We start from the raw sequence: 16,625 nt of genomic DNA on the forward strand, positions 1-16,625 counted from the left end.
CACGCCGAGCGTTCTGAGCGCCGCGCCGACCAGTCGGTCCTAGAGCCAGCCCGCGAACTCCAGGAGGAGTTCGGCGCGGGGGCGGTTGCCGGTGGTGGCGCGGTGGAGGCCCGTGGCGACGGCGCGGTAGAGCGTCCAGCCGCGGAGGCGGTCGCGGTCCACCTCCAGGGAATCGGCCAGTTTGGCCACCCGGCGGCGGGCCGCCGCGGCGGGCCCGGGGCCCGCGGCCAGATCCTCGCAGCGGTCGAGCACCAACTGCGCCAGGTCGTAGGCGCGTTCGCCGACCAGCGGGGCGGGGCCCACCGCGAGCCAGGGCGTGCGTTCCCCGGCGAGCACCTTGCCCTGCCGGAAATCGCCGTGCAGCAGGACCGTTTCCGGCGGGTCCGCGAGCAGTTCCGCCCGTATCCCCACCGCCTCCTCGGCCAGCGGGCCGGCGTCGGCCGCCCAGGTCCCGTGGGGGAGCAGCAGCCCCGCCTCGTGGCCCGCGCCGGTGCGCTCCGCGACCGTGGCGAAGGGGTGGCCGTCCGGCGGCGGCACCCACAGCCGCCGCACCGTGCCCGCCGCCTCCAGCAGCGCCTTCGCCTCCGGCAGCGAGCGGACCGAGACACCGCTGCTCAGCCGTTCGATCAGGAGCGCACCGGTGTCCGGGTCGGCGCGCAGCAGACGGGCCGCGCCCCAGCCGTCCCAGTGGGCGAGCGCTGCCCGCTCCGGTTCCGCGTCGGGCCCGGGGACGGGCAGTTTCAACGCGGCGGGGGCGCCGTCCGCCTGCCGTACCAGGACGACCAGGCCGTGCCGCCCGCCGGGCGTCACCACCCGCTCCGGGGTCAGCTCCCAGGCGTCGAGCAGCCGCCCCACGGTCTCCGGCAGGGCCTCCAGCCAGCTGCGAACCGGGCCTTCGGGAGCGTCGCTCAGCGCGTCCAGCAGCCGCTTGGGCGGGTGGAAGGGGGTCGTATCCCGTCCACCGGACTGCGGTGCCGATGCCATGCCTGAGCCGTCCCCTTCATCAACGTCATCACGATCACTGTTCGCCGCGGCTGCCCTGTCACAGCGCGTCGGCCGGGCCGCTCGCCGACGAGGACGGGGCGACCGGGGCGGCGGCGTGTTCGGTGAGTCCAGGGAAGGCTACGCCGCCCCCGCGCCAGCGCACCGCCCGGACCGCCGCCTCGCGCAGCGCGCCCGCGGCCTGACGGCGCAGCGAGGCGTCACCCGCCCGTACGAGATCGGCGTACACGGCGGCGATACGGTTCTCCAGCTCCGCCGCGAGCCGCACCGCGGCGGCCGCGTCCGGTACGGCGAAGGGCAGCGCGTACGCGGGCGCCGCGCCCGCGGGCGTGCCGCCGAGATCGCGCACGGTGCGGACCAGCGCGTCCCGGCGCGCGCGGTGCGCCGCGTACCCCTCGCGGGCTTCCGCGAGCCGGTCGTCACCGATCCGGCCGCCGACGACGCCGTAGCCGTAGACGGCGGCGTGTTCGGCGGCGAGCGCGGCCTGCGCGGCTCTCAGCGCCGCGGCGCGGCTGCCGCCCGTACGGCCTGGTCGAGAGGCCATGTCAACAACCCTTCCCGGTGGTCATGAGGCCGAGCCGCCCTGGGTCAGCAGGTACACATGGGCGGCGCCGCAGGCTGCGACGGAGGCCAGCAGCCGGGCGAGCTCGGGCGGCGCGGTGACGAGGGCGGTGGTGCGGGCGTCGGCGGTGTGCCGCTCGGCCTGGGCGAGCGCGGCGAGGGCCCCCTTCTCGTCCTTGGGCACCGCGGGCGGCCGCTCCCGCCGCGTGGCGGCCGGTCCCGACGCCGATCCCGAGGGGGACGCCGACGGTGCGGCGGACCCGCTGGGGGAGGCCGACCGCTCAGGGCCGCGGAAGGCCGAGGCATGCCGCGCCGTCTCCGCACGCAGCGGGGCCAGGCGCTTCGCAAGGGCGGGGTGCGCGTCCACGGTCGCGTCGTAGCGCGCCAGTAGCGCGGTGGACTCCCGCGCGCCGGTGGCCCGGAGTTTCGCGACGCTGGTGCCCCCTCCGGTGTCGTGCCGGGGCTCGGAGCCGTCGGAGCAGCCGCTGAGCAGCGCGACGGCCCCCAGCGCCCCGCCGCCCAGAAGCAGAGCGCGCCGTGGCGGAGTCGGCCCGTCCGAAGCGGAGAGCGCGGGGGAGACGTCGGTGGGGTACGGGGGGCCTGGTGGGGGCGTGGTGATCGACACGTTCCTCTTTCCGGGCTGCGGCAGCTCCCGGCCGCCGGTAGTGATCACAGCAGGCGAGCGTACCCGCGCGGGGGGCCGAAGCCCGGCAGCGCCCACCGAATCGTCAGCCCGTCACTGGAACAGATAGGCTTTGATCTGACACGCGACCTTCCCACAACAGCACACGCGGCCGAGGAGTCACCCGGATGAGCACCACCCAGAGCGAGAGGCTGCGCGGGCTGCTGGAACCGCTCGTCAGCGCCCGAGAGCTGGATCTGGAAGAGGTCGAGGTGACCCCCGCCGGCAAGCGGCGTGTGCTCCGTGTCGTGGTGGACTCCGACGACGGCGTGCAGCTGGACACCTGCGCCGAGCTCAGCCGGGACATCTCCCGCACGCTCGATGAGACGGACGCGATGGGCGCCACCCCGTATGTCCTCGAGGTCACCTCCCCCGGCGCCGAGCGCCCCCTGAACGAACCGCGCCACTACCGCCGTGCCACCGGCCGCCTCATGCGGGCCCGGCTGGCCGACGGCGATGAGCTGGTCGCCCGGATCACCGCCGTGGACGACGACGGGCTCGATGTGGAGGTGCCCGGCGTGAAGGGGCGCAAGCCCACCGCCAGGCGGCTGGCCTTCAAGGAGATCTCCAAGGCCCGGGTGGAGATCGAATTCAACCGCAAGCCCACTGCTGAGGGCGACGAGAGTAAAGAGGAGGCGTAGCCGTGGACATCGACATGAGTGCCCTGCGGGGTCTGGTGCGAGAGAAGGAGATCTCCTTCGACCTGCTGGTCGAGGCGATCGAATCGGCCCTCCTCATCGCCTACCACCGCACCGAGGGAAGCCGCCGCCGCGCCCGCGTGGAACTGGACCGCAACACCGGCCATGTGACGGTGTGGGCCCAGGAGGACGCCGAGGACCTGGAGGAAGGCGCCGAGCCCCGCGAGTTCGACGACACCCCCTCCGGCTTCGGCCGGATCGCCGCGATGACCGCCAAGCAGGTCATCCTCCAGCGGCTGCGGGACGCCGAGGAGGAGATCACCTTCGGCGAGTACGCGGGGCGCGAGGGCGATGTGGTCGCCGGTGTGGTGCAGCAGGGCAAGGACCCGAAGAACGTCCTGGTGGACATCGGCCGACTGGAGGCCATCCTGCCGGTGCAGGAGCAGGTGCCCGGTGAGGACTACGCCCACGGCACCCGGCTGCGCACCTATGTCGTACGCGTCGTCAAGGGCGTGCGCGGTCCGTCGGTGACCCTTTCGCGTACCCATCCCAATCTCGTGAAGAAGCTCTTCGCGCTCGAGGTGCCCGAGATCGCGGACGGTTCGGTGGAGATCGCGGCCATCGCCCGCGAGGCCGGTCACCGGACCAAGATCGCGGTCAGGTCCACCCGTTCGGGTCTGAACGCCAAGGGTGCCTGCATCGGCCCGATGGGCGGCCGGGTCCGCAGTGTGATGGCCGAACTGCACGGTGAGAAGATCGACATCGTCGACTGGTCGGACGACCCCGCCGAGCTGGTGGCCAACGCGCTGTCCCCCGCCCGGGTGAGCAAGGTCGAGGTGGTGGATCTGGCGGCGCGCTCGGCGCGCGTCACCGTGCCGGACTACCAGCTCTCCCTGGCCATCGGGAAGGAAGGGCAGAACGCCCGGCTCGCGGCACGGCTGACCGGGTGGCGGATCGACATCCGGCCGGACACCGAGCAGCCCGGCGATCAAGGCTGATTCAAGCCGCTGAGGCCCAGAATCCAGCCGAAAACGAGTAATCGTTCGATCACTCCCCCCGAGGGGTGAGGTCGATACGGGGAGGTAGACTTAAGCAGTGTCTGGCCGCGCGCTTGCTCGTGCCTGCCCTGAGAGAACCTGTGTGGGATGCCGGGATCGGGCGGCCAAGAACGATCTGCTGCGCATCGTGGCGGTCGAGGGCGCTTGCGTCCCCGATCGGCGCGGTACGCTGCCCGGTCGGGGTGCCTATGTGCACCCCACACGGGTCTGCCTCGACCTGGCGGTCCGCCGCCGGGCCTTTCCCCGGGCCTTCAGAGGCTCGGGGGCGCTCGACACCACGGACCTGCGCCGCTGCGTCGAGCAGAGCGAGCAGGCAACACCGTAAGTAGTTGTAAGAACGGCACGGGTCACCGTGCGGTCAGGTACCTCGCGAGTCGGAAGTAGGTCGAGATTGCGATGAGCACTCGATGAGTACGCGATGAGTACGCCCATGAAGTAGCGACGGTCCGGCGTAACCCGGACCTCAAAGGAGCGAAGTGGCTAAGGTCCGGGTATACGAACTCGCCAAGGAGTTCGGAGTTGAGAGCAAGGTCGTCATGGCCAAGCTCCAAGAACTCGGTGAATTTGTACGTTCGGCGTCCTCGACCATCGAGGCGCCGGTTGTGCGCAAGTTGACTGACGCATTCCAGGGCGGCAACGGTTCCGGCCGCGCCGCCGGCAAGCCCTCGGCGCCGCGCAAGGCGTCGCCCGCCAAGCCGCCGACACCCGGTCCGGGTTCCGCGGCCCGTCCGGCTGCCCCCAAGCCTCCGGCGCCCGGCCCCAAGCCGGCCGCCGCCGAGGCACCCCGCAGCACTCCCGCGGCGCCCGCCCCGGGCCCGCGCCCCGCGCCCGCGGCCCGTCCGACCCCCGGCCCCAAGCCGGCTCCGGCGCAGCCCGCGGCACCGCAGCAGCCCGAGTTCACCGCTCCGCCGGCGGCCGCCGGTCCCAAGCCGGGCCAGGCCCAGGCCAAGCCGGGCGCGCCCGCGAAGCCGGGCGCCACGCCCGGCCCGCGTCCCGCCCGTCCGGCCGCTTCCGGCCAGGGCCAGCAGGGTGGTCAGGGCCAGGGCGGCCAGGGTGCCCGTCCCGCGGGTCCGCGCCCCGGTGGCGGCGAGCGCGGTCCGCGTCCGGGCGGTGCCCGTCCGGCCGGTCCCCGGCCGGGTAACAACCCCTTCACCAGCGGTGGTTCCACCGGTATGGCGCGCCCGCAGGCGCCCCGTCCCGGCGGCGCCCCGCGTCCCGGCGGCCAGGGTGGCCCCGGCGCCCGCCCGCAGGGCGGCCAGGGCGGTCCCGGCCGCGGTCAGGGCGGCCCCGGCGGTCCCCGGCCCACTCCGGGTCAGATGCCGCGTCCGCAGGGCGCCCAGGGCGGCGGTCCGCGTCCGGGCGGCGGTCCCGGCGGTCCCCGTCCGAACCCGGGCATGATGCCGCAGCGTCCCGCCGCGGGCCCGCGTCCGGGCCCCGGTGGTGGCGGCGGCGGTCGCGGTCCCGGCGGTGCCGGTCGTCCCGGTGGCGGCGGCGGTCGTCCGGGCGGTGGCGGCGGCTTCGCCGGTCGTCCCGGCGGCGGTGGCGGCGGCGGTCGTCCCGGCGGCGGTGGCGGCGGCTTCGGCGGTCGTCCGGGTGGTCCCGGCGGTTTCGGTGGCGGCGGTGGCCGTCCCGGCTTCGGCGGTCGTCCCGGCGGTCCCGGTGGCCGTGGTGGCACACAGGGTGCGTTCGGTCGTCCCGGCGGCCCGGCGCGCCGTGGCCGTAAGTCGAAGCGGCAGAGGCGCCAGGAGTACGAGGCCATGCAGGCCCCGTCGGTCGGCGGTGTGATGCTGCCGCGTGGCAACGGCCAGACGGTCCGGCTGTCGCGTGGTGCCTCGCTCACCGACTTCGCGGAGAAGATCAACGCCAACCCGGCGTCGCTCGTCGCCGTGATGCTCAACCTCGGCGAGATGGTCACCGCGACCCAGTCGGTCTCCGACGAGACGCTCCAGCTGCTCGCCGACGAGATGAACTACGTCGTCGAGATCGTCAGCCCGGAGGAGGAGGACCGCGAGCTTCTCGAGTCCTTCGACATCGAGTTCGGCGAGAACGAGGGCGGCGAGGAGATGCTCGTCTCCCGTCCGCCGGTCGTGACCGTCATGGGTCACGTCGACCACGGTAAGACCCGCCTGCTGGACGCGATCCGCAAGACCAACGTCATCGCGGGCGAGGCCGGTGGCATCACCCAGCACATCGGTGCCTACCAGGTCTCGACCGAGGTCAACGAGGAAGAGCGCAAGATCACCTTCATTGACACCCCGGGTCACGAGGCGTTCACCGCCATGCGTGCCCGTGGTGCCAAGTCGACCGACATCGCGATCCTCGTGGTGGCGGCCAACGACGGTGTGATGCCCCAGACGATCGAGGCGCTGAACCACGCCAAGGCGGCCGATGTGCCGATCGTGGTCGCGGTCAACAAGATCGACGTCGAGGGCGCGGACCCGACCAAGGTGCGCGGTCAGCTGACCGAGTACGGCCTGGTGGCCGAGGAGTACGGCGGCGACACCATGTTCGTCGACATCTCCGCCAAGCAGGGTCTGCACATCGACAGCCTGCTGGAGGCCGTGGTCCTCACCGCGGACGCCTCGCTCGACCTGCGCGCCAACGCGGAGCAGGACGCGCAGGGCATCGCGATCGAGGCACACCTGGACCGCGGCCGCGGCGCCGTGGCCACCGTGCTGGTCCAGCGCGGCACCCTGCGGGTCGGCGACACGATGGTCGCGGGCGACGCCTACGGCCGTGTCCGGGCGATGCTCGACGACAACGGCAACGCGCTGGAGGAGGCCGGTCCGGCCACCCCGGTGCTGGTGCTCGGTCTGACCAACGTGCCGGGCGCGGGCGACAACTTCCTCGTCGTCGACGAGGACCGCACCGCCCGCCAGATCGCCGAGAAGCGCGCGGCGCGCGAGCGCAACGCGGCCTTCGCCAAGCGCACCCGCCGGGTCTCCCTGGAGGACCTGGACAAGGTGCTCAAGGCCGGTCAGGTGCAGCAGCTCAACCTCATCATCAAGGGCGACGCGTCCGGTTCGGTGGAGGCCCTCGAGTCCTCCCTGCTCCAGCTCGACGTCGGCGAAGAGGTCGACCTGCGCGTCCTGCACCGCGGTGTGGGTGCGGTCACCGAGACCGACATCGACCTGGCGACCGGCTCCGACGCCATCGTCATCGGCTTCAACGTGCGCGCCGATGGGCGTGCCACGCAGATGGCCGAGCGCGAGGGTGTGGACGTCCGCTACTACTCGGTCATCTACCAGGTGATCGAGGAGATCGAGGCGGCCCTGAAGGGCATGCTCAAGCCGGAGTACGAAGAGGTCGAGCTCGGTACGGCGGAGATCCGCGAGGTCTTCCGCTCGTCCAAGCTGGGCAACATCGCGGGTGTGCTCATCCGCTCCGGCGAGGTCAAGCGGAACACCAAGGCCCGCCTCGTCCGCGACGGCAAGGTCATCGCGGAGAACCTCAACATCGAGGGTCTGCGCCGCTTCAAGGACGACGTCACCGAGATTCGCGAAGGCTTCGAGGGCGGTATCAACCTCGGCAGCTACAACGACATCAAGATCGACGACGTCATCGCGACGTACGAGATGCGCGAGAAGCCGCGCGGCTGACGCGCTGCCTCTCATCCGGGGCCGGTCGGCGGGAAATTTCCGTCGATCGGCCCCGGCCCTTGCGTGTACGGTTCGAGGAGCCTGCACCGAGCCCGCACCTTCAAGGCCCCACGGGTGGCTTGACCCGGACCGCATGTATGTAGGGACGTTGTCCTTTGACCTGCTCCTTGGCGACGTACGGTCGTTGAAGGAGAAGCGCTCCGTCGTCCGGCCGATCGTCGCCGAGCTGCACCGTAAGTTCGCGGTGAGCGTGGCGGAGGTCGGCGACCAGGACCTCTATCGCAGGGCGCAGATCGCCCTCGCGGTGGTCTCCGGGGACGCGGGCCACCTCACGGACGTTCTCGACCGCTGTGAGCGTCTGGTCGCGGGGCGGCCGGAAGTGGAGCTGCTGTCGGTGCGACGGCGGTTCCACGGCGACGATGACGAGTGACGGACGGGGAACCCGACGGTGGTGACCACCGTCGATGACCGACCCCGGCCATCGATGACCAAGCGAAGAAGAGAGAAGTAGACGCATGACCGACACCGCGCGGGCACGCAAGCTGGCGGACCGCATCCGGGTCGTGGTCGCGGAGACCCTTCAGCGGCGGATCAAGGACCCGCGGCTCGGCTATGTGACCATCACGGACACCCGGATCACCGGTGACCTGCGGGAGGCGACCGTCTTCTACACGGTTTTCGGCGACGACGAGGAGCGGGCCGCCTCCGCCGCGGCCCTGGAGAGCGCCAAGGGCGTACTGCGCTCCGAGGTCGGCCGTCAGACCGGGGTGCGGTTCACCCCCACCCTGACGTTCGTCCCGGACGCCCTCCCGGACAACGCCCGCACCATCGACGATCTGCTCGCCAAGGCCAAGGCGGCCGATGAACAGGTCCGTGAGGCGTCCTCGGGCGCCGAGTACGCCGGTGACGCCGATCCGTACCGCAAGCCCGGTGAGGACGGGGACGGGGCCGCGGATGCCGACGCCGACGTGGAGGACAACACCGACGGCAAGGGCTCCCCGGACGCATGACGCGCAACGGCAGGGCCGGTTCCGGTGCGCCGGACGGCCTGGTGATCGTCGACAAACCGGCCGGGTACACCTCGCATGACGTCGTGGCCAGGATGCGCCGCTTCGCCCGGACCCGGCGGGTCGGCCACGCCGGCACGCTGGACCCCATGGCCACCGGCGTCCTGGTGATCGGCGTAGAGAAGGCCACCCGGCTCCTCGGCCACCTGGCACTGACCGAGAAGGAGTACACCGCCACCATCCGGCTCGGCCAGACCACCGTCACCGATGACGCGGAGGGGGAGATCACCGCCGCCCACGGGTCGGCCGGGGTCGAGCTCGACGCCGTCGAGGCCGGGATCGCCGCGCTGACCGGCGATATCCAGCAGGTGCCGTCCAAGGTCAGCGCCATCAAGATCGACGGCAAGCGGTCCTACGCACGGGCCCGTGAGGGCGAGGAGTTCGAGATTCCGGCCCGTCCGGTGACCGTCTCGTCCTTCGCGCTGCACGACCACCGGGAGACCAAGGCGGAGGACGGCACCGCCGTCCTCGACCTGGATGTCACGGTCGTCTGCTCCTCCGGCACCTACATCCGGGCGCTCGCCCGGGATCTGGGGGCCGGACTGGGCTCCGGCGGCCATCTGACGGCGCTGCGGCGCACCCGGGTCGGTCCGTATGGGCTGGCGGGCGCGGAGACGCTGGAGCGGCTGGAGGAGTCCCTGACGATCATGCCCACCGCGGAGGCCGCCGCGGCCGCCTTCCCGCGCTGGGACGTGGACGCGGACCAGGCCCGGCTGCTGGGCAACGGTGTGCGGATCGACATGCCCCCGGTGGCACCGGGGGAGGGGACCGGCGGGCCGGTGGCCGTCTTCGATCCGGACGGGCGCTTCCTGGCTCTGGTGGAGGAGTCGAAGGGCAAGGCCAAGAGCCTCGCCGTCTTCGTCTGAGCGATCTTCCCCGGGGCGGTGTCTGTCGAAGCCCGCGGCCGGGCCGCCGACGACGCCGTCCCGCACCGCGGGGCGGCTCATGCCGTCCTGCGGTGCGTGGCGACCCCCCGATCTCTTCCCCTCCCGATGTCTTTCCACTGCCGAGGGCGAATTCACCCCATCGTGCGGGCGCCCGGAAGGCATCACGGGAGTGAAAGGGGGCGCGTGACATCTCGCGAGGCCCCTGGCAGCCGTGGTGAAGACGGGGCCGGGCGCCCGGAGTGGCCACCGATGCAAGGGACGTGCCGACGGCATGGCACTCTTAGACCTGCGAAGTCGACAGACAAAGGTTCGGGCGAGGAGCGGGCAAAGTGCAGCGCTGGCGTGGCTTGGAGGACATCCCCGAGGACTGGGGACGCAGCGTCGTCACCATCGGCTCCTACGACGGGGTGCACCGAGGACACCAGCTGATCATCGGCCGCGCGGTGGCACGCGCGCGTGAGCTGGGCGTCCCTGCGGTCGTGGTCACCTTCGACCCGCACCCCAGCGAGGTCGTACGCCCCGGAAGCCACCCCCCGCTGCTCGCCACCCACCAGCGGCGCGCGGAGCTGATGGCGGACCTGGGCGTGGACGCGGTGCTCATCCTGCCGTTCACGGCGGAGTTCTCCCGGCTCACCCCGGGTGACTTCGTGGTGAAGGTGCTGGTCGACAAGCTCCACGCCCGTGTGGTCGTCGAGGGCCCCAACTTCCGCTTCGGCCACAAGGCCGCGGGGAACGTGGCGTTCCTGCGCGAGCTGGGCGCCACCTACGACTACGAGGTCGAGGTGATCGACCTGTACGAGCGCGGCGAGGCGGGCGGCGGCGAGGCGTTCTCGTCCACGCTGGTGCGCAGGCTGGTCGCCGACGGGGACGTCACGGGCGCCATGGAGGTGCTCGGACGGCCGCACCGCGTCGAGGGCGTGGTGGTGCGCGGCGCCCAGCGCGGCCGTGAACTGGGCTTCCCCACGGCCAACCTGGAGACCCTGCCGCATACCGCGATCCCCGCCGACGGCGTCTACGCGGGCTGGCTCACCGCCGGCGGCGAGGAGATGCCCGCGGCCATCTCGGTCGGCACCAACCCGCAGTTCGACGGCACCGAGCGGACCGTCGAGGCGTATGCGATCGACCGCGTGGGACTGGATCTGTACGGACTCCACGTCCAGGTGGACTTCCTCGCCTATCTGCGGGGCCAGGAGAAGTTCGACTCGATCGAGGCGCTGCTGGAGCGGATGGCGGCCGATGTGAAGCGGGCGCGCGAACTGGTCGAGGAGCACGGCGGCCGCTGAGGCCCGCCGCCCTTACTCCCGGCTATCCCCGGGGCCTTTCTTCCCGATTCCTTCCCGGTGCGTTCAGAGCGGCTCATACGGCGATCGCCCCGCCGGACCGGATCATCCGGTCCGGCGGGGCGATGCCTTTGGTGCCGGCGCGTCGCGCCGCTACTGCTGGGGCCCGGCCGGGGGCTGCTGCTGCCACGGCTGCCCCTGCTGTGCGGGCTGACCGGGCGGCCACGGCTGCCCGGGCTGGGCCTGGGCCTGTCCCGGCTGGCCCTGCTGGGGCGGCTGTCCCTGCGGCGGCTGCCATCCCTGCTGGGGGCCGGGCTGGCCCGGCTGGCCCTGTTGGGGGTAGCCCTGGGGCTGGCCGGGCTGCGGATAGCCGGGCTGGGGCTGCCCCGGCTGCGGCTGGCCCTGGGGCTGCGGCTGTCCTCCCGGCTGGGGCGCGTACGGCCCCGGGTAGGGCTGCGGCTGGCCCTGCCCCTGCCCCTGCTGCGGACCCGGCTGCTGCCCCTGCGCCTGGCCGGGGTACTGCTGCCCCTGACCGTGCACGGGCATCGGCGGGGCCACCAGCGGTGGCGGGGTGCTGCCGCCGTCCGCCGTCCACAGCCCCTGTGCCTGCTGGGCGCGGGCGAAGTCCTCCGCGACGAGGGCCGAGAGGTTGAAGTACGCCTCCCGGGTCTTCGGCCGCATCATGTCGAGGTCCACTTCGGCGCCCGCCGACAGATGCTCGTCGAACGGCACGACGACCACACCGCGGCAGCGCGTCTCGAAGTGCGACACGATGTCGTCAACCTTGATCATCTTTCCGGTCTCCCGGACCCCCGAGATCACGGTGAGGCTGCGCGAGACCAAGTCCGCGTAGCCGTGTGCGGACAGCCAGTCGAGCGTAGTGCTCGCGCTGCTCGCGCCGTCCACCGAGGGGGTGGAGATGATGATCAACTGGTCGGCGAGATCCAGCACTCCGCGCATCGCGCTGTACAGCAGACCGGTGCCCGAGTCGGTGAGGACGAGCGGGTACTGCTTGCCCAGGACGTCGATGACGCGGCGGTAGTCCTCGTCGTTGAAGGTCGTGGAGACCGCCGGGTCAACGTCGTTGGCGAGGATCTCCAGACCGGACGGGGCCTGTGAGGTGAACCGCCGGATGTCCATATAGCTGTTGAGATACGGAATCGCGGTGACCAGGTCGCGAATGGTCGCGCCGGTCTCGCGCCGCACCCGGCGCCCCAGGGTGCCCGCGTCGGGGTTGGCGTCGATCGCGATGACCTTGTCCTGGCGCTCGGTGGCCAGGGTCGCTCCGAGTGCGGTGGTCGTGGTGGTCTTGCCGACGCCGCCCTTGAGGCTGATCACCGCGATGCGGTAGCAGGACAGCACCGGTGTACGGATCAGCTCCAGCTTGCGCTGCCGCTCCGCCTCCTCCTTCTTGCCGCCGAACTTGAAGCGGGAGCTGCCGACGTTGTTCTTCTTCGGCTTCTGCTTGCCCCGGATGAGCCGGTCCGACGACAGCTCGACCGCCGCCGTGTAACCGAGCGGCGCACCCGCGCCGTGGGCGGCCTGGCGGCGCTCGTCCGGAGTGACGATGGGCCAGCCGCCGGTCCGCGGATCGGCAGGAGCGTCCGCCCCGGCAGCGGGGGTGGCACCGGCGTTGGCGGCGGCCGCGCCGCCGTCGGGGCGCGGGTAGCCGTAGCCGTCCTGTGGTGCGGGGGCCGCGTCGGGGCGCGGGTAGCCGTAGCCGTCCTGGCCCTGGGCCGGTCCCTGCGGTCCGGGCTGGGCGTACGGTCCGGGCTGGCCCGGCTGTCCCTGCTGTCCCTGCGGCATGGGCTGGGTCGCGGGGGGCGGCTGTGGGTGGTTCGGCGGTACGGCGTCCTGGGGCTCCGGCTGCGGCTGCGGACGCGGGAAGCCGTAGCCACCCTGTGCGGGCGCGGGCGCCGGGGGCTGGCCCGGACCGGCGGTCCCGGGCTGTCCCTGGTGCGGATAGCCGTACGGGGGCGGCTGCGGACCGGGGGCGGCCGGGGGCTGGCCACCGGGAGCGGGTGCGCCGCCCTGGCTCTGGCCCTGTCCCGGGAACGGGGTGGGGCCGGGCTGGCCGGGACCGCCGTGGGGGCCCGGAACGGGCTGGGCACCCGGGCCCTGCTGACCGGGGGCGGGCTGCGCCCCGGGGCCCGGGTATGGGCCGGGGCCGGGCTGTGCGTGGGGATCCGGAACGGGCTGGGCACCCGGACCTTGCTGACCGGGGCCGGGCTGGCCGGGAAGCGGACCCGGGGCGCCCTCGCCGGGGCGCGGGTAGCCGTAACCGCTCTGCGGGGCCGCGGGCGCCGGGATGCCGGGCGCGGGCTGACCCTGCGTACCGGGCACCGGCGGTGCCCAGGCTCCCCGCTGCTCCGGGACCGATGCCGCGGCGGCCCCGCTCGCGGGGGACCACGGGGCGCCCGCGTCGGGCTGTGGGGTGGAGGGCGCGGGGGGCTCCGGCGCGGTCGGCACGCCCGAACCGGCCGTACCGCCGTCCGAGCTCCGCGGCGCGGCGGGCTGGAAGTCCGGTGGCAGCGGCGGCAGTCCGGACTGCGGAGCGGCCGGAGGCGCCCACGGCGTGGCCGGCGGCTGCGCAGGCGCCTCGGGTGCGCCCTGCTGCGCCGCGCCCTCAGGGATCGCGTCCTGGGGCTCGTCGTCGGCCGCCGCCTCGCTCTCGGCCTTACGCCGCTCCGCGAAGTCCTGGCGCAGCGCGGCCGTGGAGAACCGCATGGTGCCCTCACTGCGCACCTCGCCGCTGGTGGGCGCCGAGACGTCTGCGGCGTCGCCCCCTGTGTCGCTCCCGGAGCTGCTGGGGCTCTCGGTGCTTTCAGGGCCACCGGCGCCGCGCAGTTCGGCCATCTCCGCCCGCAGGGCGGCGGTCGAGAAGCGCAGCGTGCCTTCACTGCGGAGCTCGCCGCCGTCGCTCCCGTCTGCGGGGGCGTCCTCGGGGGCGGGGTCGGCGTCGGCCTCGGCGGTGGGCTTCGGCGCGGTGACCGGCGGCAGCGCGTAGTCGTCGTCCTTCTCCGCGGCTTCCGAGGCCGGTTCAGCGGTGGTGTCCCGCTCCGACCGCTCGTCGCGCGCCGCGCTCCTCGAGCTCTCCGCGCCGAGGTCGCCCGCGTCGGCGTCAATGGCGGGCGGAATCATCGGGTTTGGGGAGAAGTCGGGCGCATAAGGTGTCGCGGGGGGTGTAGCGGAGTGCTCGTCGTCCGTCCCGCCCGGCCCGGCCTCGTCCCCGGGGCGCGTATGCGCCTCGCCCTCGTCGGACCCGCCCGGAGCGGCGCCGCCGGGGCCGTTCGCTATCTGGTCGGGCCCCGTCGGTGCGGGCGCGGTGGACGGCGCCGGGGGCGGCGGCCATGCCCCCGCGAAGCCATGCGGATCATGAACGCCCGGTGCGGGCACCGGGGTTCCGGTCGGGGGCGGCGGAGGCGGGGGTGCGGCCCCCGCGCCGGCCCCCGTGTCCACCCCGGATCCGATACTGTTCCCGGATGTCCGGGATGTCCCGGTCGGGCCGGGGGCGGGCGGGGCCGGTGACGGCGAAGCGTTCTGCGTGTACCAGGCGGGCGGGGTGTAGTCGATGGTGAACTCGCCGGTGTGCTCGGTCTCCGCGTCGGACCGATCATCGCCGGGTGTGGTTCCGCCCGCGCGGATCTCGTCCCGATCGCTGCTCACAATGCCTCCTGGTGTGGTCGAGCACCCTTGGAATTCTCGGCGAGGCCGATCCGTTGCCGATCGTTGCTGTCGTCCGACCGTACGGCTATTTCCCCTTTGGTGACGCCGGGGATACCTGATCAGGTTCTCCACCGCGTACACCAAGACTAATCACCCTGAGCGTCGCTATGGCAGGCCCGTCCGGCACTCAGACCTGTCCGATGCCTCACCGTGTCTCACGCGGCCGTAAACCCGCTCGCGCCCGGGGGGAGCCCCGGGGTCCGGTGGTAGAAATAAACCCGCTCGAATGCCGACGGACCCGCCTAAGAGGTGAGCGCTGATGCCGCGGCCGCCCCGACCGCCCCGCCAACCGCCGGCGGGGGGCTTCGGCCCGCCACCGGAACCCGAGCCGTCCCGTGGCGCCTTCGGCCCCCCGGCGCAGCCGCCGGTTCCACCGACCCCGCCTCCGGCCGCTCCGTCTCCGGCTACTCCGTCCCGGTCGAACGGGTCCACGCCACCGCAGATCTGGCATACCGGGGCACTCCCCACGAGCCCGTCCACACCACCGGCTCCCGACGTCCCGCCGCCCCCGGGGCCGCCGACGCCCGCCCCCGGCAATCCGTACGCCACGACCCCGACGCCCCCGTACGGCATACCCCCTGTCGACGGCGGCAGCGGCAGCGGTGGCGGTGGTGGCAGGAAGCGGAAGGCCATCGTCATCGGCATGGTGCTGGCGGTGCTGCTCGCGGCGGGCGGCGCGGTCCTCGCCGTCCTCGGTGACGACAGTGGCGACGACGGGCCCAAGAGGCCCACCGCCGTGTCGAACGGCGCCTCGGCCGAGCCCCACCGTAAGGAGCCGGCGGCCGAGCCCACCGGTGGCGGCGGAGGCGACGACAAGGTCCCGGACGGCGACGAGAGCGACCCCAACGACGTCCGGCGGCCGGGCGAGGCCAAGGTCCTGTTCCAGACGCCCGCGCCCGATCTCACCCGGCGCGGTGTGGACGTGCCCGGCTTCTGGGTGCGGAAGGGCCATGTCGTCAAGGCCGTTGACGACAGGGTGACCGCCTATAAGGACGACGGCAGCGAGAAGTGGTCGCTGTCGCTGCCCAAGCCCGTGTGCGCCGCGCCGGACTCGGCCACGGACGGCAAGGTCGTGGTCGCCTACGCGGGCCACCGTAAGAACTCGTGCAGCCGGCTCGCCCTCATCGACCTCGACAAGGGCGTCAAGCTCTGGGACCACGAGGCGCCCGAGGGGGGCCTCTTCGGCGGCGACCACTCGGAGATGGGCATGGCACAGAGCGGCAATCTGGTCGGCCTGGCCTGGTTCGGCGGCTCGGCCATGGTCAGGGTCGACAACGGCAAGGAGGTCTCGCCGGGCACGATGAGCCCCGCCTGCTCGGTGGACGGCTACGCGGGCGGCAAGGTCCTGGTGCGCGCGTACTCCTGCGACGACGGCACCGCCAAACTCCAGCGGTTCACCCCGGAGGGAAAGATCAAGTGGACCTATGTCGTCCGTAAGGGCTTCAAGGTCAGCAAGATCTTCTCCAGCAGCCCGGCCGTTGTCGCGCTCAGCAATGAGGACCGCAAGTCCGGTGGGGTGCTGGCCATTTCGGACCAGGGCAAGGAGCGCTCCGCCCTGGCCCTCGGCAAGCGGTCTTATCAGCCGCAGTGCGGGATGGACCTCTTCGGCACCGATATGGGCGCCTGCCAGGGCGTCGCCGCCACCGCCGACACCTTCTACCTGCCGACCGAGTTGAAACCGGGCGGTGCGGGCCCCACCACCGAGATCCACGCGTTCGACCTGGACAGCGGCAAGAAGAAGTGGGCCCTGAAGGTGAGCGGCCGGATGCTGCTCCCCTTGAGCATGGACGGAAAGAACCTCATCGCCTACGAGGAGCCCACGCTCTCCCGCGGCGGGATGGTCGTCCGTGTCGGCCCCAGCGGTGGAACACCGAAGAAGCTGCTCCAACTGCCCCGGGCCACCCGCAAGACGGAGCTCGGTCTCGCCACCGCCACCCGGATTTACCGGAACGGCACCTTCTACATCGCCTCGGACCGCGTCACGGGGACCTCTGGCGCCCACGAGAAGCTCCTGATCGCCTTCGGCCCCTGACAACCTGAACACCGCCTGAACGCCGCCTGAGCATCCCCGGTACCGCTGGAGACAGGCGGAGGGGGCGGACACCGGCCGGTGTCCGCCCCCTCC

At 72.9% G+C, this 16,625-nt stretch carries 13 protein-coding genes; 9 read left to right on the plus strand and 4 right to left on the minus strand.

The window, feature by feature from the left end:
* Positions 1 to 39: 39 nt before the first annotated feature.
* The 3 genes from AB0C66_RS05690 to AB0C66_RS05700 are packed head-to-tail and all read right to left on the minus strand — an operon-like array spanning position 40 to position 2,236.
* Complete coding sequence (locus AB0C66_RS05690) at positions 40 to 984, minus strand: aminoglycoside phosphotransferase family protein (protein ID WP_362433164.1); 945 nt, start codon at positions 982 to 984, stop codon at positions 40 to 42.
* A gap of 58 nt (positions 985 to 1,042) precedes the next feature.
* Positions 1,043 to 1,546 carry a ferritin-like domain-containing protein gene (locus AB0C66_RS05695; protein ID WP_362433166.1) on the minus strand — a complete coding sequence of 168 codons (504 nt, stop codon included), beginning with the start codon at positions 1,544 to 1,546 and terminating at the stop codon, positions 1,043 to 1,045.
* A 21-nt stretch (positions 1,547 to 1,567) separates the two neighbouring features.
* Positions 1,568 to 2,236 (minus strand): hypothetical protein, encoded by a 669-nt coding sequence (locus tag AB0C66_RS05700; RefSeq protein ID WP_362433168.1) that lies wholly within the window; start codon positions 2,234 to 2,236, stop codon positions 1,568 to 1,570.
* Between the two features lie 137 nt (positions 2,237 to 2,373).
* Between AB0C66_RS05700 and rimP the strand changes: the two genes are divergently transcribed.
* From rimP to AB0C66_RS05740, 8 genes are all read left to right on the plus strand, one after another.
* Positions 2,374 to 2,886: a ribosome maturation factor RimP gene (rimP, locus tag AB0C66_RS05705; RefSeq protein WP_362433170.1), complete on the plus strand. Its 513-nt coding sequence runs from the start codon at positions 2,374 to 2,376 to the stop codon at positions 2,884 to 2,886.
* A 2-nt stretch (positions 2,887 to 2,888) separates the two neighbouring features.
* Entirely contained in the window at positions 2,889 to 3,881 is a 993-nt protein-coding gene (gene nusA / locus AB0C66_RS05710; RefSeq protein WP_254745065.1) for a transcription termination factor NusA, read from the plus strand.
* 97 nt (positions 3,882 to 3,978) lie between these two features.
* A complete protein-coding gene (locus AB0C66_RS05715) occupies positions 3,979 to 4,266 on the plus strand; it encodes a YlxR family protein (protein ID WP_362433174.1) in 288 nt (95 codons plus the stop codon).
* 151 nt (positions 4,267 to 4,417) lie between these two features.
* On the plus strand, positions 4,418 to 7,540 hold the full coding sequence (gene infB, locus AB0C66_RS05720) for a translation initiation factor IF-2 (protein ID WP_362433176.1): 3,123 nt from the start codon (positions 4,418 to 4,420) through the stop codon (positions 7,538 to 7,540).
* A gap of 133 nt (positions 7,541 to 7,673) precedes the next feature.
* Positions 7,674 to 7,970 carry a DUF503 domain-containing protein gene (locus AB0C66_RS05725; protein WP_362433178.1) on the plus strand — a complete coding sequence of 99 codons (297 nt, stop codon included), beginning with the start codon at positions 7,674 to 7,676 and terminating at the stop codon, positions 7,968 to 7,970.
* Between the two features lie 85 nt (positions 7,971 to 8,055).
* A complete protein-coding gene (gene rbfA / locus AB0C66_RS05730) occupies positions 8,056 to 8,550 on the plus strand; it encodes a 30S ribosome-binding factor RbfA (protein ID WP_362433180.1) in 495 nt (164 codons plus the stop codon).
* Positions 8,547 to 9,473, plus strand: a complete 927-nt coding sequence (gene truB, locus AB0C66_RS05735) for a tRNA pseudouridine(55) synthase TruB (RefSeq protein WP_362433182.1) — start codon at positions 8,547 to 8,549, stop codon at positions 9,471 to 9,473. The genes rbfA and truB overlap by 4 nt, the downstream gene beginning before the upstream one ends.
* Positions 9,474 to 9,823: 350 nt before the next feature.
* Positions 9,824 to 10,777, plus strand: a complete 954-nt coding sequence (locus AB0C66_RS05740; RefSeq protein ID WP_362433184.1) for a bifunctional riboflavin kinase/FAD synthetase — start codon at positions 9,824 to 9,826, stop codon at positions 10,775 to 10,777.
* 150 nt (positions 10,778 to 10,927) lie between these two features.
* On the opposite strand, the gene AB0C66_RS05745 is transcribed toward AB0C66_RS05740, so the two are convergent.
* Entirely contained in the window at positions 10,928 to 14,440 is a 3,513-nt protein-coding gene (locus tag AB0C66_RS05745) for an SCO5717 family growth-regulating ATPase (protein WP_362433186.1), read from the minus strand.
* 703 nt (positions 14,441 to 15,143) lie between these two features.
* Here AB0C66_RS05745 and AB0C66_RS05750 point away from each other — a divergent pair.
* Positions 15,144 to 16,532: a PQQ-binding-like beta-propeller repeat protein gene (locus AB0C66_RS05750; RefSeq protein WP_362433188.1), complete on the plus strand. Its 1,389-nt coding sequence runs from the start codon at positions 15,144 to 15,146 to the stop codon at positions 16,530 to 16,532.
* Positions 16,533 to 16,625 lie beyond the last annotated feature (93 nt).

Origin of the sequence: Streptomyces sp. NPDC048636 (assembly GCF_040650655.1) — a bacterium.
Lineage (GTDB): Bacteria > Actinomycetota > Actinomycetes > Streptomycetales > Streptomycetaceae > Streptomyces.

Excerpts from the sequence above, each read along its gene's own strand:
- AB0C66_RS05690 (WP_362433164.1), bottom strand. The coding sequence starts at position 984 with ATGGCATCGGCACCGCAGTCCGGTGGACGGGATACGACCCCCTTCCAC.
- AB0C66_RS05695 (WP_362433166.1), bottom strand. The coding sequence starts at position 1,546 with ATGGCCTCTCGACCAGGCCGTACGGGCGGCAGCCGCGCCGCGGCGCTG.
- rimP (WP_362433170.1), top strand. The coding sequence starts at position 2,374 with ATGAGCACCACCCAGAGCGAGAGGCTGCGCGGGCTGCTGGAACCGCTC.
- AB0C66_RS05725 (WP_362433178.1), top strand. The coding sequence starts at position 7,674 with ATGTATGTAGGGACGTTGTCCTTTGACCTGCTCCTTGGCGACGTACGG.
- rbfA (WP_362433180.1), top strand. The coding sequence starts at position 8,056 with ATGACCGACACCGCGCGGGCACGCAAGCTGGCGGACCGCATCCGGGTC.
- truB (WP_362433182.1), top strand. The coding sequence starts at position 8,547 with ATGACGCGCAACGGCAGGGCCGGTTCCGGTGCGCCGGACGGCCTGGTG.
- AB0C66_RS05750 (WP_362433188.1), top strand. The coding sequence starts at position 15,144 with ATGGTGCTGGCGGTGCTGCTCGCGGCGGGCGGCGCGGTCCTCGCCGTC.